At 50.3% G+C, this 14211-nt stretch carries 19 protein-coding genes; 11 read left to right on the top strand and 8 right to left on the bottom strand.

Annotated features, from left to right (window positions below; translation table 11 throughout):
* Positions 1 to 27: 27 nt before the first annotated feature.
* From A10D4_RS02825 to A10D4_RS02815, 3 genes are read right to left on the bottom strand one after another with little or no spacing between them, the layout of a single operon-like run.
* Positions 28 to 1125, bottom strand: coding sequence for a glycosyltransferase (locus tag A10D4_RS02825; RefSeq protein WP_008487607.1), 1098 nt, complete (start codon positions 1123 to 1125; stop codon positions 28 to 30).
* On the bottom strand, positions 1122 to 2234 hold the full coding sequence (locus A10D4_RS02820; protein WP_008487606.1) for a glycosyltransferase: 1113 nt from the start codon (positions 2232 to 2234) through the stop codon (positions 1122 to 1124). Before A10D4_RS02820 ends, A10D4_RS02825 begins: the two co-directional genes overlap by 4 nt.
* Positions 2231 to 2953 (bottom strand): glycosyltransferase family 25 protein, encoded by a 723-nt coding sequence (locus tag A10D4_RS02815; protein WP_008487605.1) that lies wholly within the window; start codon positions 2951 to 2953, stop codon positions 2231 to 2233. The genes A10D4_RS02820 and A10D4_RS02815 overlap by 4 nt, the downstream gene beginning before the upstream one ends.
* 125 nt (positions 2954 to 3078) lie before the next feature.
* Here A10D4_RS02815 and ung point away from each other — a divergent pair, with 125 nt between their 5' ends.
* Positions 3079 to 3762, top strand: a complete 684-nt coding sequence (ung, locus tag A10D4_RS02810) for a uracil-DNA glycosylase (RefSeq protein WP_008487604.1) — start codon at positions 3079 to 3081, stop codon at positions 3760 to 3762.
* Positions 3763 to 3863: 101 nt separating this feature from the next.
* Here ung and A10D4_RS02805 read toward each other — a convergent pair whose 3' ends face one another.
* The 4 genes from A10D4_RS02805 to A10D4_RS13835 form a co-directional block, all read right to left on the bottom strand.
* Complete coding sequence (locus A10D4_RS02805; protein ID WP_008487603.1) at positions 3864 to 4046, bottom strand: YrhK family protein; 183 nt, start codon at positions 4044 to 4046, stop codon at positions 3864 to 3866.
* A gap of 8 nt (positions 4047 to 4054) precedes the next feature.
* Positions 4055 to 4510, bottom strand: a complete 456-nt coding sequence (locus A10D4_RS02800) for a carboxymuconolactone decarboxylase family protein (protein ID WP_008487601.1) — start codon at positions 4508 to 4510, stop codon at positions 4055 to 4057.
* A gap of 113 nt (positions 4511 to 4623) precedes the next feature.
* Positions 4624 to 5421, bottom strand: coding sequence for a helix-turn-helix transcriptional regulator (locus A10D4_RS02795; protein ID WP_008487600.1), 798 nt, complete (start codon positions 5419 to 5421; stop codon positions 4624 to 4626).
* Between the two features lie 100 nt (positions 5422 to 5521).
* Positions 5522 to 5692 carry a DUF3545 family protein gene (locus A10D4_RS13835; protein ID WP_008487599.1) on the bottom strand — a complete coding sequence of 57 codons (171 nt, stop codon included), beginning with the start codon at positions 5690 to 5692 and terminating at the stop codon, positions 5522 to 5524.
* A 257-nt stretch (positions 5693 to 5949) separates the two neighbouring features.
* On the opposite strand from A10D4_RS13835, the gene suhB reads away from it, so the two are divergent.
* The 9 genes from suhB (at position 5950) to fdx (ending at position 12970) form a co-directional block, all read left to right on the top strand.
* Positions 5950 to 6753, top strand: a complete 804-nt coding sequence (suhB, locus tag A10D4_RS02790; protein WP_008487598.1) for an inositol-1-monophosphatase — start codon at positions 5950 to 5952, stop codon at positions 6751 to 6753.
* A 21-nt stretch (positions 6754 to 6774) separates the two neighbouring features.
* Positions 6775 to 7497 (top strand): tRNA (cytosine(32)/uridine(32)-2'-O)-methyltransferase TrmJ, encoded by a 723-nt coding sequence (trmJ, locus tag A10D4_RS02785; RefSeq protein WP_008487597.1) that lies wholly within the window; start codon positions 6775 to 6777, stop codon positions 7495 to 7497.
* Positions 7498 to 7595: 98 nt separating this feature from the next.
* Entirely contained in the window at positions 7596 to 8078 is a 483-nt protein-coding gene (gene iscR, locus A10D4_RS02780) for a Fe-S cluster assembly transcriptional regulator IscR (protein ID WP_008487596.1), read from the top strand.
* A gap of 23 nt (positions 8079 to 8101) precedes the next feature.
* A complete protein-coding gene (locus A10D4_RS02775) occupies positions 8102 to 9316 on the top strand; it encodes an IscS subfamily cysteine desulfurase (RefSeq protein ID WP_008487594.1) in 1215 nt (404 codons plus the stop codon).
* Between the two features lie 75 nt (positions 9317 to 9391).
* A complete protein-coding gene (gene iscU / locus A10D4_RS02770; protein WP_008487593.1) occupies positions 9392 to 9775 on the top strand; it encodes a Fe-S cluster assembly scaffold IscU in 384 nt (127 codons plus the stop codon).
* Positions 9776 to 9789: 14 nt separating this feature from the next.
* Complete coding sequence (gene iscA, locus A10D4_RS02765) at positions 9790 to 10113, top strand: iron-sulfur cluster assembly protein IscA (protein WP_008487592.1); 324 nt, start codon at positions 9790 to 9792, stop codon at positions 10111 to 10113.
* 68 nt (positions 10114 to 10181) lie between these two features.
* Positions 10182 to 10703: a co-chaperone HscB gene (gene hscB, locus A10D4_RS02760; protein WP_008487591.1), complete on the top strand. Its 522-nt coding sequence runs from the start codon at positions 10182 to 10184 to the stop codon at positions 10701 to 10703.
* Positions 10704 to 10744: 41 nt separating this feature from the next.
* Positions 10745 to 12622, top strand: a complete 1878-nt coding sequence (gene hscA / locus A10D4_RS02755) for a Fe-S protein assembly chaperone HscA (RefSeq protein ID WP_008487590.1) — start codon at positions 10745 to 10747, stop codon at positions 12620 to 12622.
* 9 nt (positions 12623 to 12631) lie between these two features.
* The gene (fdx, locus tag A10D4_RS02750) at positions 12632 to 12970 is read left to right on the top strand and encodes an ISC system 2Fe-2S type ferredoxin (protein ID WP_008487589.1); all 339 of its coding nucleotides are present in this window, start codon (positions 12632 to 12634) and stop codon (positions 12968 to 12970) included.
* Positions 12971 to 13025: 55 nt separating this feature from the next.
* On the opposite strand, the gene msrA is transcribed toward fdx, so the two are convergent.
* Complete coding sequence (gene msrA, locus A10D4_RS02745; protein ID WP_008487588.1) at positions 13026 to 13568, bottom strand: peptide-methionine (S)-S-oxide reductase MsrA; 543 nt, start codon at positions 13566 to 13568, stop codon at positions 13026 to 13028.
* A gap of 154 nt (positions 13569 to 13722) precedes the next feature.
* Between msrA and ndk the strand changes: the two genes are divergently transcribed.
* Positions 13723 to 14154: a nucleoside-diphosphate kinase gene (gene ndk, locus A10D4_RS02740; RefSeq protein WP_008487587.1), complete on the top strand. Its 432-nt coding sequence runs from the start codon at positions 13723 to 13725 to the stop codon at positions 14152 to 14154.
* The last annotated feature ends 57 nt before the right edge of the window (positions 14155 to 14211 follow it).

Raw genomic sequence — 14211 nt, 5'->3', positions numbered from 1 at the left:
CCGTTTTACGCGTGGCGGCTCCTTGTGCTAGCTGAGTTGGTTTATAAAAAGCTGCCGATAACGTTCATTCATCAGCTCTTTGCTGTGTTCTTGCAAGGCCCGTTGTCGCGCAGCGGCCGCCATAGTCGACGCTTGCTCGGGCTGATCGAGTAGTTGCCGTAAGGCTGTAAACCAAGCATCGCTATCATTTTCGCCGCAGAGTAAGCCAGTGCTGCCATCGATGAGCACTTCGCGCACGCCAGGGACATCGCTGGCGACCACACTACAGCCAGCCGCCATGCCTTCTAGCAAGGATAACGGCATGCCTTCGTAGTGGGTACAAAGTACGGCGATTTTACTTTGCTTTAATAGCTCAGGTACGTGGTCGCAAAAACCAAGGAAATCGACCCACTCGGTTGTTCCAAGTTGCTCACTCAACTGTTGCATGTTGCCCATCAGCTTGCCTTGTCCGGCAAAGGTCAGCTTGACTAGATAACCCGCCGCCAGGAGCTGGGCGTGAGCTTTCAGTAGGGTGGCGTGGTCTTTCTGCTTACTAAAACGCGACACCATGACAATGTTATCGGCACGTTGATGGTAGGGGTATGCTTGCGCATCACTAAACGGCTGCAGGTTGATACCGTTTGGAATCGCTATACATTTATCGCTGGGAAAACCCATTTCTAGCAGACGTAATCGCACTCCCTCTGAGCAGCCCACCAGTTTTTTCGTATAGCGCGTCAGCCATTTGGCTTGTTGTAAGCGCCACCAAGTGTAACGTTCACGGGTGTTATGTTCGACATGAACTAGGGTCGGCACTCGCGCCAGCAAACCCGCGTAACGGCCCCATAAATGCTCGCTAAAGCCGTGCGCAACTAAAACATCAGGACGAAAGCGCCGACACTCGGCAGCCAGCGCAATGATCGCGCTGATATGGGTAACATTATTGACCTGTGTTACCGGCACACCGGCATCCACTAGCGCTTGAAACTTGGCCGGATCGGCACGGCGCTTTTTTCGTAAAACCAGCAGTGGTTCAATGTTGGCGTCGGCCTGCGCCGCTTTGACCAGCGCGATGGCGACTTGCGTTGCTCCGCCAGAGAAGCCGCCGGTGACAAAATGTAATACTCGCAGCGGACGTTGACTCATGCTTGGCCCCCTGCGGCGAGCTTGATGTATTCGGCGACAACCGCGTCGGGACGAACTTTATCGAGCAGCGGCCAGCGCTGCAAATCGACCTGCGGTGGTTGCTGCAACAGTTGATCAATTTTATCGGCAAGCTGCGTCGGGCTGTTTCGTGGCACTAACCACTCTGGGTGAAAACTAGCCAAGATCTCGCGTGGCCCATGGGGGCAATCGGTTGACACAAAAGGCGTCTCGCACATCAGCGCTTCGTTAAGCACATTGGGAAACCCCTCAAAATCCGAGCTCAAGACCAGTAATTTAGCTTGCCGTATCCAAGGATAGGGGTTTTGCACCAATCCCGGGGTGATGACGCTGTGCTCTAGATTGCGTCGCCGCAATTGCTTTTTCAGCTTGCTCGACACACGGGTTAATAACACCAGCTTAAGTGCGGGGTGACGTTGCTGCAGTTGGGCAAAGGCGTCAAACAACACATCGTGGCGCTTAGCCCGGGCAAAACGTCCAATATGTAATATAAAGTCGTCGTTTAACTCAACTTGTTGATCTTGTTGCCGTGCCTCGCGAGCCACCTGTTCGGCATCTAACGGATTTAAAATCGTGGTGACTTGACTGGGGCGTAACCAGTCGAGCGAACGTATTTCATCGGCCAGTCCTGCTGATACGGCAATGACCGAACGCCCTTGTAGTACCTTTTTCTTGCGTAATAAGCGGCGATGCTTAAATAAGCCACGGCGACTGGCGCGTAATTCTTCAACCACCGAGGTATGTACGACATAATGGCGAGCCGCGTCGGTTTGCAGGGCCGCCACTAACAGGTGTGATTCATCTAAATGTGAAAAAATGGCGTCGATTGGTGCGGATCGGGCAATTTCATCGCAAACTTGTTGCAGCAACGCGGTGGCGCGTCGACGTTTAACGAAAAAGTCGATGTTCTTGGGGGTGTCTAACGGCAAAAAATGCAAATTAGGAAAGTCATCGGCACGATAATGTGCCTGCTGTGACAGCACCACCAGATGACTCTCAATGCCCGCATCTAACATCAGTTGATGTAGTCGCAAGCAGACTTTTTCAGCTCCACCACTGGTCAGTGTCGGAATAACGGTAACAATTTTCATCGTTTGTTGCTCCGCATTTGCTGCCATTTAAAACGCAGTGTTTCTTTGAGTTTTACCCAGCGGCGTTTTTGTTTATCTTTACGCTGGCCAATTTTTTGAATTTCGCTAGCAAACTGATGATTATTATCGGCAACGTAGGGCACCAGACCTAACACTTCAATGGGCACTTCCCATTGCCATTGCAAGTCGACATCAACCGGTCGGAAAAATGTCCGGCGCGCTGCGAGTAAGCGCTTAGCGCCAGCGTAGCTGACCACTTGTGCGCAGGTGCCCGATGGTGCCTTATCGTAACTGACCAAATCAAAATCCGCCTGGCTTTCGATCACATGCTGTTGACGCGGCTTAAAAGGATTGCCCAGTTTAATAAACTGCCAAGGGTGCTGTAGCGCCGCTAATACGTGCGGAACGTCGGCGAATTCCGGGCTCAAGCATAAATCATCTTCGACGATAATGGCGTAGTCGAGCTGTTCATCGACTATTTTCTGCCAACAGCGTAAATGGCTTAAATAGCAGCCAACCTCGCCCCATGTCAGGTCATAATGATACCGTTGCTGTGCCTTGTCGACATCAAAACAGGCACGCTCAGCGTCGCTCAATGCGGCACCATCGGCGGCGCTCACGCGTTCATAAGGCATGCCGATAGCATCCAGTTGGGCGGTCGCATCGGCTAACCGTTGTGGTGAGCGATCTAAGTTAATCAATAAGGTTTTGTAATTCATGCAGCGCTATTTATGGCAAAATATGTGAATTTGAAGGTTTTTATGGCAGTTTAGTTCCACAAACGCGTATTAAACGACGTTTTTAAGTGGTAAGCAAATCAGCGTGTCAGAGAAAGGGGCAGATCATGGAGAAGACAGCGGCAAGTTGGAGCGAGGCCTTAGCCGAAGAAAAGCAGCAACCCTATTTTCAACAATTGTGGCAGCGCGTCCAACAAGCACGGGCTAATGGCGATACCATATACCCCGCCAACGATGATGTCTTTAATGCGTTAATTCAGACGCCATTACCCGAAGTGAAAGTGGTGATTTTGGGTCAAGATCCCTATCACGGACCGCAGCAAGCACATGGTTTGAGTTTTTCCGTAAAGCCGGGCGTGGCCATTCCACCGTCGTTACGCAATATGTATAAAGCGTTACAGCATGATTATCCGGACTTTCAAACTCCACAGCATGGCTGCCTGACTGCTTGGGCGGAGCAGGGGGTGTTACTTCTCAATACCGTACTAACCGTCGCCGCGGGACAAGCACATTCGCACGCGGCTTGGGGCTGGGAGCGTTTTACCGACGCGGTTATCCGCACCGTCAATGAGCGTTGTCAGGGGGTGATATTTTTGCTTTGGGGTTCACATGCGAAAAAGAAAGCCCAACTTATCGATGCTAATCGTCATCACGTGTTAACCGCCGTACACCCCTCTCCGTTATCTGCGCATCGGGGCTTTTTTGAGTGCGGTCATTTCCGGCGCGCCAATGAACTACTGACTAGCCAACAAAAAAAGCCTATCGACTGGCAATTACCGTTAACCTGCTAATCGAGCGGCGTGTATTGCGGCATGTAACGTGACACCATTCTTGGCGACACAGCTCTTGGCGAAACAGGGCTCGGCAATACAGTGCCGCTCCATAACGACGTTCATGAGTTGCTGAGCAAAATATCAATGAACATCAACGCTGATCCGGCCATAAATGCCCACACACCGACGGTTGCATAGTCTGCAAAGCTTGGCAAAAACAGCATGCTACCGAAAAAAAATGACAGGCTCGACAGTATCGCCAGGAGTTTTGCTGGTAAACGTTCTGCTAGCGCTATCTTCATTATCGCTCCTATTTGCTGATCTCGGGTTGAAAGCAAAAACTAACCGCAATGCGGTTCCAGCTGTTGATCTGAACAATCACCGCTGTCAGCTCGATCACGCCGCGTTCACCAAAACAGTCGATGGCGTTTTGGAATAGTTCAGCGCTGATTGGCTGCTTGCTCACTTGTGTTAAGGCTTCTGTCCAAGCCAAGGCGGCGCGCTCGCTATCGCTGAATAGCGACAGTTCTCGCCAGGCCGGTAACACATCTAGGCGTGCCTGAGATTCACCGTCTGCGCGCGCTTCGTTGGCGTGCATATGCTGGCAAAAGCCGCAATGATTAAGCTGTGATGCGCGTAATTTAACCAAATGCAGTAATTGCGGTGTTAAACGCGCGTCGTTGACGATATCGCCGACCGCGGTTAAGTGTTTAACCAAGTCTGGATACTGTTGATAAAGTGAAGATTGAGAAATACGAGGTTGCATAACGTGCTCCAGGGACAATGTTGTGATTAACTGCCAACAGTGTATGAAGGGGAATAAGCCAAGGATTGGAAATTTGCGACAAACGTTGTTACTTAGCGCACTCCGAGAGCGCGTTAACGTTGCTTACGCTGTCGGTACGCTAACGGCGTTTCTAGCGTCTGTTCATGGAATACGTTGGTAAAGTGGGCTTGATCGAAATAGCCACAGCGCAATGCAATATCGGTCAAGCTGTCGTTGCTACTCATTAAACGCTGTCGTGCCTGCCGAATTTGCCAGTACCGATATAACTGTTGCGGGCTAAAGCCGACATATTTGCGTACTTGCCGCTCTAGCGTGCGACGGCTTAAACCGTGTTGCGTGGCGAGTTGCTGCGGTGGCGTAAGGGTGGTGGCGGCGTACTTAAGAATGGCTGGCAGTTGCCGCGGTAAGGGCAGTGCCGACTGTGCCAGCGCCATCAGCCAGTGCAGTATGAGTTGGAGTTGTGCTGCGCTGTCCAAAGTGATTAATTGTTCGGCTAAACGCCGTAGGCTGGCTTGCTGTGCAAACGGCGTCTGTAGTAGGTCGATATCGATGTTTTCAAAATCATCAAGATTGATTCCGAGCAGGGCCCTAGCGCCGCCAGCTAAAAACCGTATGCTGATTTGCTGAGTCGACAGCGGCCAGCTCTTGCGCATCACATGAGTATGGTGAAAGTAGTGCGCACTGACTTGGGTCGCTGTCAGAGTAAAGGTGAGGCTTGAGCCACCATCGGGGTAGAGCTTTTCCGGAATACCAGCAGCAACCGCATGTCCGTTTGCTGCATGCCAAATACATTGCACCCACGGCGCCAGTACAGGCGGTGGTGACAACCATTGTAAGCTGTCTAACGAAAAGCCACGGGCGGGTATAATGTCCGGTGGTTGATAAGCCATCACAACAGCCTCCAACTCAGTCTATGAAGTAATAATAGACTATGTCAGAGATGCCGCTGTCAAGATAGCAAAAACCCGAGCCAGGCTCGGGTTTTTCACGTCAAAATTCGATGTCCTCGAAATCCAGCTCGTAGCCAGAGTCCATATCGGATAGCTCTTTTCGCAGTCGGTACTTTTCCTTTAATGTCTCAATTTCCCGCCACTTCCGTTTGCTAGCGCGGCCTTTACTGGGTTTATCATTGCCTTGTTGAAGTTCTTCGGAATGATCCATGGGCTACCCCCTATGACAGCTTAACGTGTTAATTATTGTTGTAGCACGTCGTACGCAATTGCGTACGAGCTAACCATCACCACAACAAGTACCACAAGTTGAGTAAAAATAAAACCAATTTGTTGCAAAAGTGTTGCGGCTATGTGTCGTAGCGATGAATTTTGTCCTCGCTTTTCTTTCCTGTATGGCGCTGATATACTGCGCGGCTGACGTTCAGCGTCGAGCAATTTCGTTCTTTGACAGCACAGGTAATTGGTATGCACCCCATGTTAAACATCGCGGTGCGCGCAGCGCGCGCAGCGGGAAAAATTTTGGTTAAAAACTTCGAGCAAGGGCAAGATTTAAAAGCCACGCAAAAATCACCTAATGATTGGGTCACCGAGCTGGATAAAGCCGCCGAAGACATTATCATTGCGACCATCAAAAAGTCCTACCCTAAGCATGGCTTTGTCGCTGAAGAAAGTGGCGTGCATAGCGGTGAAGAAAACGATTATCAGTGGGTTATTGACCCGCTTGATGGCACCACCAATTACTTGCGCGGTATTCCCCACTTTTGTATCTCAATTGCCTTAATGCACAAAGGCGCCACGCAACAAGCCGTGGTGTACGATCCGCTGCGTGAAGAACTCTTTACCGCTAGCCGTGGTGCTGGTGCGCAACTCAATGGCCGCCGCTTGCGGGTGACTGCATTGCCGGATTTAAACGGTGCGTTATTAGCGACCGGCTTTCCGTTCCGTGCCAAGCATCGCATGCCGGAGTATCAGGCGATTTTTAGTCAGCTGTTTGAGTTCTGTGCCGATATGCGTCGCGCCGGTGCGGCAGCGTTGGATTTGGCTTATGTTGCCAGTGGACGCTTGGACGCCTACTGGGAAATGGGTTTGAAACCTTGGGATACTGCGGCCGGCGACTTATTAGTACGTGAAGCCGGTGGCATTGTTACCGATTTTGCTGGCGGCCATAACTATTTAGAATCAGGAAATGTGGTTGCCGGTGCACCGAAAGTGATGAAGCAGTTGTTAGCTGAAATTCGTCCGCATCTGACCGATACGCTGAAACGTTAAGCCGATCACCGGAGTCTCGTTATGCTCGACAATATTCGCATTGTGTTAGTGAACACTTCACACACCGGCAATATCGGGTCGGTCGCACGGGCAATGAAAACCATGGGGTTGTCGCAGTTAACGCTGGTCGACCCTGTGCAACTCCCCGATAGCCATGCATCGGCACTCGCTGCCGGTGCAACCGACATCTTGGCTAATGCGCAAGTGGTGTCATCACTACCTGAAGCCTTGGCTGACTGTGGCTTGGTGGTGGCGACCAGCGCTCGTAATCGTACCTTAGATTGGCCGTTACTCGACCCGCGCGAAAGTGCAGCCAAAGTGTTAGCTGAAAGCCCCAATTATCCGGTTGCTATTGTCTTTGGTCGGGAAAACAGCGGTTTGACCAACGAAGAGTTGCAGCTCGCTCAGTTTCATTTGCATATCCCCGCCAATCCCGATTATTCGTCACTGAATCTGGCGATGGCGGTGCAGACCGTTAGCTATGAATTACGCATGCAATATTTGGCTGCCGAGCAACCCGCCGCCACAGCCGTGCCCGCTTATCCGCGCGGCGAAGAGTTGCAACGCTTTTATGCTCACTTAGAGCAAACGTTAACGGCAACGGGCTTTATTGTGCGTCAACATCCAGGTCAAGTGATGACCAAATTACGGCGCTTGTTTAACCGCGCTAGGCCGGAAGAAAATGAACTTAATATTTTGCGCGGGATATTAGCGTCGATCGATAAACAAACGCCGTCTGATTAGCCGTCTAAAGGCGGCAGAGCGACGATGTTCGAAATACTTGACTAAAACACTCGGGAATGTCACCATAACGGCAAGTTTTCATAGATGAGGTACTTGCCATGCGATTAACGTCTAAAGGTCGCTATGCGGTAACAGCCATGTTGGATGTGGCCATTCATACCGAACGCGGACCGGTGCCGTTGGCAGACATTTCTGAGCGTCAAGGTATCTCGTTGTCTTATCTTGAGCAGTTATTTGCGCGTTTACGCAAGCAAGGCTTGGTGACCAGCGTGCGCGGTCCTGGTGGTGGATATCGCTTAGGTCGTGCCGCCGACGATATTTCGGTGGGTTCTGTGATCACGGCTGTGGATGAATCGATAGATGCCACGCGCTGTCAGGGTAAAGCCGACTGCCAAGGTGGCGCTCGTTGTTTAACGCACTCGTTGTGGGAAGGTTTAAGCGACCGTATTTCTGAGTTTTTATCGGGAATCACCCTTGGCGAGCTCATGCACAAGAACGAAATCAGTGTGGTGTCGTCGCGTCAAGATCAGGCGCAGCGGCAGCAACGTGACCAGCAAATTGCTTTAAACTGCCAGCTATAGGCGCTGGTGAGGAGTGGAGTAGAATGAAGTTACCCATTTATCTCGATTATGCAGCAACAACCCCGGTCGATCCGGTCGTTGCTGAGAAAATGATCCAGTATTTAACGCCCGATGGTTTATTTGGCAACCCTGCATCGCGTTCGCATCGTTTTGGCTGGCAGGCCGAAGAAGCGGTCGAAGTCGCACGCAGCCAAATTGCCGACTTGGTCAATGCTGACCCGCGTGAAATCGTATTCACTTCGGGTGCCACTGAATCTGATAACTTGGCCATTAAAGGTGCGGCTGAGTTTTATCAGAAAAAGGGTAAGCATGTCATCACCGTTAAAACCGAGCACAAAGCGGTACTGGACACTTGTCGCCAGTTAGAGCGCGAAGGTTTTGAAGTGACTTATATGGACGTGCAAGAAAACGGCTTGTTAGACATTGATGCCTTTAAGTCGGCGTTGCGCGAAGATACCGTGTTGGTCAGCGTGATGCACGTTAACAACGAGATCGGTGTTATCCAAGATCTCGACACTATCGGTAATCTGTGTCGGGCTAATAAAACTATTTTCCATGTCGACGCGGCACAAAGTGCCGGTAAAATCGCTATCGATTTACAGCAATTACCGGTCGACTTAATGTCGTTCTCGGGTCATAAAATGTATGGTCCTAAAGGCATCGGCGCACTGTATGTGCGACGTAAGCCCCGGGTCCGTTTGAATGCCCAAATGCACGGCGGCGGTCACGAGCGCGGTATGCGTTCTGGCACCTTGGCGACACATCAAATTGCGGGTATGGGCGAGGCGGCGCGAGTCGCTAAAGAACGTATGGCGGCGGACGCAGAACATGCACGCATGTTGCGTGATCGCTTATGGAACGGCGTTAAAGATATCGAAGAAGTCTATTTAAATGGTGATGAAGAGCAGCGAGTACCGCACATTTTCAACATCAGCTTTAACTTCGTTGAAGGCGAATCGTTGATCATGGCACTAAAAGATTTAGCGGTATCGTCGGGCTCTGCATGTACCTCAGCCAGTTTGGAGCCAAGCTACGTATTACGGGCATTAGGCCGTAACGATGAATTAGCGCATAGTTCGATTCGCTTCAGTTTTGGCCGCTTTAGCAGTGTTGAAGAAATCGACTACGCTGTGGAGTTAATTAAGACCTCCATTGTACGCTTACGTGAAATGTCACCTTTATGGGAAATGTATAAAGATGGCGTTGATTTAGAAAGCGTAGAGTGGGTAGCGCACTAACCATTTAGTGCGTCAGCGCTGCCTTAAACTGACCGTTGAGGCAGCGTAAACTGATTGATAAAGAGGTGATTTATCATGGCATACAGTGACAAAGTAATTGACCATTATGAGAACCCACGTAACGTTGGTTCGTTTGAGAAAGATGATGATAGCATCGCCACCGGTATGGTGGGTGCTCCGGCTTGCGGCGACGTGATGAAGTTGCAGCTAAAAATTAATAAACAAGGCATCATCGAAGACGCCAAGTTTAAAACCTACGGTTGTGGTTCGGCGATCGCATCAAGTTCGTTGGTGACCGAGTGGGTGAAAGGCAAGTCGCTCGACGAAGCGAGCCAGATTCAAAACACTAAAATTGCAGAAGAACTGGCGTTGCCGCCGGTTAAAATTCACTGCTCAATTTTAGCCGAAGATGCGATTAAAGCGGCCATTGCCGACTATAAAAAACGACACGCTGAGTAATTAGGAGTTCAGCTATGGCGATTACCATGACTGAAGCTGCTGCTAACCGTGCTCGAAGCTTTCTTGAGCAACGCGGCAAGGGTGTGGGCATTCGTTTAGGTGTACGCACCACCGGCTGCTCAGGCTTGGCTTATGTACTGGAGTTTGTCGATAGCGTCGCTGATGAAGATACGGTATTTACCGACAGAGGTATCAGCATCGTGGTCGACGGTAAGAGCTTGGTCTACCTCGATGGCACCGAGTTAGACTTTGTCAAAGAAGGCTTGAACGAAGGCTTTGAATTCAACAACCCCAACGCCAACGGCGAGTGCGGTTGTGGTGAAAGTTTTAACGTTTAGCCCGAGCCCAGCTTGTCGTTGAGCGCACAAGCGAACCCGATTTAACACGCAGCAACATAGCAAAAACCATGAATCATTTTGAGTTGTTTGATCTGCCGGTTTCGACACACATTGATAACGCCGATTTGCAGCAACGTTATCGGCGTTTACAGCAAGCGCTGCACCCCGATCGTCACGCGGCGGGTAGCGAACGCGATAAGTTGTTAGCGTTACAGAAAACCTCTCAGGTGAATGACGCCTATCAGACGCTAAAGCAGCCGCTTTCGCGTGCTGAATATATACTGCAGTTGCGCGGTATCGATTTTCAGCATGAGCAGAAAACGCTGCAAGATCCCGAATTTTTGATGGCGCAAATGGCATGGCGTGAGCGTATAGAAAGCCTGCAAGCTAACGCTGATATGGACGCCGTTGCCGCTGCCATGAATGAATTACAGCAGCAGACACAGCAGCTACAGCAGACGCTTGAGCAACAAATTGATGCCCACAGCGAAGCCACTGATGAAGCCGCTGCCAATTCAGTACGCAAACTGAAATTTATGCATAAGCTGGATGCTGAGCTAGCAGCTATCGAAGATAAGCTGCTCGATTAATCGCATCCTACCCAGTCTTCAACGCGGAGAACTTTGTATCCATGGCGTTATTGCAAATTGCAGAACCAGGCCAAAGTACCAATCCTCATGAACATCGGTTAGCCGCTGGTATCGACTTAGGTACCACCAACTCACTGGTCGCCACCGTGCGTAGCGGTGAGGCGGCGGTATTAGCCGACGCCGAAGGTCGCTCAATATTACCCTCGGTGGTGCATTATGGCGTTGCGGCAGACCAACAGGCGCAGATTAGCGTGGGTTATGACGCACTTAACGCCAATGACAGTACCGCTGAAAACACCATTGTCTCGGTAAAACGTTTTATCGGCCGTACCATCGCCGACGTTCAACGCCACGTCGGTAATCTACCTTATCAATTGTCAGAAACCGATAATGGTGTACCGGTATTTCACACCGCCGCCGGTGAGCGCAATGCGGTGCAGGTTTCCGCTGATATTTTACGTACCTTAAGCGCGCGCGCTGAGGCCAGTTTGGGTGGTGAGCTTAGCGGTGTCGTGATTACCGTACCGGCGTATTTTGATGATGCGCAACGACAAAGCACCAAAGACGCCGCGCAATTAGCTGGCGTTAACGTCCTACGCTTGTTAAATGAGCCTACTGCAGCGGCCATCGCTTATGGTTTGGACAGCGCACAAGAGGGGGTGATTGCCGTTTACGATTTAGGCGGTGGAACCTTTGACGTGTCCATTTTGCGCTTACAAAAAGGCGTATTTGAAGTGTTAGCGACCGGTGGCGATAGCGCTCTCGGTGGCGACGACTTTGACCAGCAGTTAGTCAACCACTTTAAACAGCAGTGGCAGTTACCAGCAGCGGTCAACGCCAGCGTTGAAAGACAATTAGTCAATGCAGCAAAGGCGGCCAAAGAGGCCCTGACCGAACAGCAGCAGACTGACGTGCAAGTCAGTATCGCTGACGAGTCGCACCGCTTAAGCTTGAGTCGTGCCGACTTCGCGCAATTAATTCAGCCGTTGGTACAAAAAACCATTAGCCATTGTCGTCGCGCGTTACGCGATGCGGGTATTGCCGCCGATGAGTGCCAAGATGTGGTCATGGTGGGTGGTTCGACGCGTGTTCCGCGGGTGCGCGAGGCGGTAGCGGAATTTTTTGGTAAAGCGCCATTAACGCATATCAATCCAGATGAAGTGGTAGCCATTGGTGCGGCCATTCAAGCGGATATCTTGGCTGGTAACAAACCCGATAGTGATATGTTGCTGTTGGACGTTATTCCATTGTCGCTAGGCATTGAAACCATGGGCGGTTTGGTCGAAAAAATTATCCCTCGCAACACCACCATACCGGTTGCCAAAGCACAGGAATTTACCACGTTTAAAGATGGTCAAAGTGCGATGATGATTCACGTATTACAAGGTGAACGTGAATTAGTCGATGACTGTCGCTCGTTGGCGCAGTTTGTCTTGACCGATATTCCTCCGATGGCTGCTGGAGCGGCTCATATTCGTGTCACTTTTCAGGTTGATGCTGATGGCCTGTTAAGTGTTTCGGCGATGGAAAAATCCAGCGGTGTGAGTGCCGAAATCCAAGTAAAACCCTCTTATGGACTCGCCGATGACGATATTGCTGACATGATTAAAGCATCCATGCAGTATGCCGAAGGCGATATGGCTGCGCGAATGTTACGTGAGCAACAGGTTGAAGCTGATCGTATGCTTGAGGCACTCAGTCAAGCCTTGACTAAAGATGGCGAACTGCTTGCCAGCGAACAACGACAGGCGTTGCAACAAGCCATGGATGAGCTACGACAGGCACGCAGCAGTACCGACTTGGATGCGATTAAAGCCGCCATTGCGGTGGTCGATCAATTGAGCCAAGATTTCGCCGCTGAACGTATGGATAAGTCAATTCGCGACGCCTTGTCTGGGCAGTCGATCGATAAGGTGTAGGAGAGCATTATGCCAAAGATCATTTTCTTGCCACATGAAGAACTGTGCCCTGAAGGGGCTGAAATCGAGGCGCAAAAGGGCGAATCGATTCTTGATGTCGCGTTACGCAATCATATTCATATTGAGCATGCTTGTGAAAAATCCTGTGCGTGTACAACCTGTCATGTAGTCGTGCGTGAGGGCTTCGATTCGCTTGAAGAAAGCGACGAACTGGAAGACGACATGTTGGATAAAGCCTGGGGCTTAGAGCCTGAGTCGCGTTTGAGCTGTCAGGCGTTAGTGGAAGACGACGATTTGGTGGTCGATATTCCTAAGTATACGGTCAACATGGTTAAAGAAAACCACTAATTAATTGGTGTTAAATAACAACGGCAACCGTATTTAAGCGACGGTTGCCGTTTTTTTATGACTTCAGTTTATCGGCAAAGGTTTTTCTAAACTTCGCTAATTTCGGGCTTACCACGGCTTGGCAGTAGGCGTTTTCAGGGTTGCGATTATAATAATCACGGTGATAATCCTCGGCCGGATAAAACACCGTTAACGGCTCTACAGTTGTCACCACCGGGTCGGTAAATATTTGCTGAGTTTGGATTTCGGCGATGATGTCATTAGCGATATCGGTTTGTTCGCTGTTGTGGCTAAAAATACAACTGCGGTATTGCGTGCCGACGTCGTTACCCTGACGGTTTAACTGGGTCGGGTCGTGCAGCGCGAAGAAAATTTCTAAAATTTCGCGATAGCTGATTTGTGCCGGATCAAAACTTAGCTGCACGACTTCGGCATGCCCGGTACGACCACTGCAAACTTGTTCGTAAGTCGGATTAACGATGTCACCACCGGCATAACCGGATTCGACGTTAAGAATACCGTTAACGTGATTGAAAGCTGATTCGATACACCAAAAGCACCCACCGCCAAGTGTGGCTTGTGCAACTGACGTTGTCATAGTTACCTCTTTTTGGACGTCTAAACATCTAAAGTGCGTCAGCATCTTAACGCATGCTAACGCCCGACACAATAAAGATAGACTATGTTTTTAACCGTCTTTCACGTATAATTTTGCGCGTTAATTTTCAATAAAATTTTGCTGGAGTAATTTCATGGCTTTAGAACGTACACTGTCGATCATCAAACCAGACGCCGTTGCCAAAAATTTAGTTGGCGCTATCTACAGCCGCTTTGAGAGCGCTGGCCTGCGTATCGTTGCTGCTAAAATGATGCACCTGAGCAAAGAGCAGGCTGAAGGCTTCTACGCAGAGCACAAAGAGCGTCCTTTCTTTGCTGCACTGGTAGAGTTCATGACCTCTGGCCCAATCATGGTACAGGCGCTAGAAGGTGAAGACGCGGTTAAGAAAAACCGTGACATCATGGGTGCGACTAACCCAGCCGAAGCGTTAGCGGGTACGTTACGCGCTGACTATGCAGAAACTATCGACGAGAACGCTGTGCACGGTTCTGATGCCGTTGAATCTGCAGCACGTGAAATTGCTTACTTCTTCAGTGACGAAGAAATCTGCCCACGTACTCGTTAATCGCGACTCTGCCAGCACTTGGCATTAGACCGCGATGAGCTATGATTAGTTATCGAG

This window comes from Idiomarina xiamenensis 10-D-4, assembly GCF_000299895.1.
GTDB lineage: Bacteria > Pseudomonadota > Gammaproteobacteria > Enterobacterales > Alteromonadaceae > Idiomarina > Idiomarina xiamenensis.
This window is presented reverse-complemented; position numbering and strand designations above follow the sequence as displayed.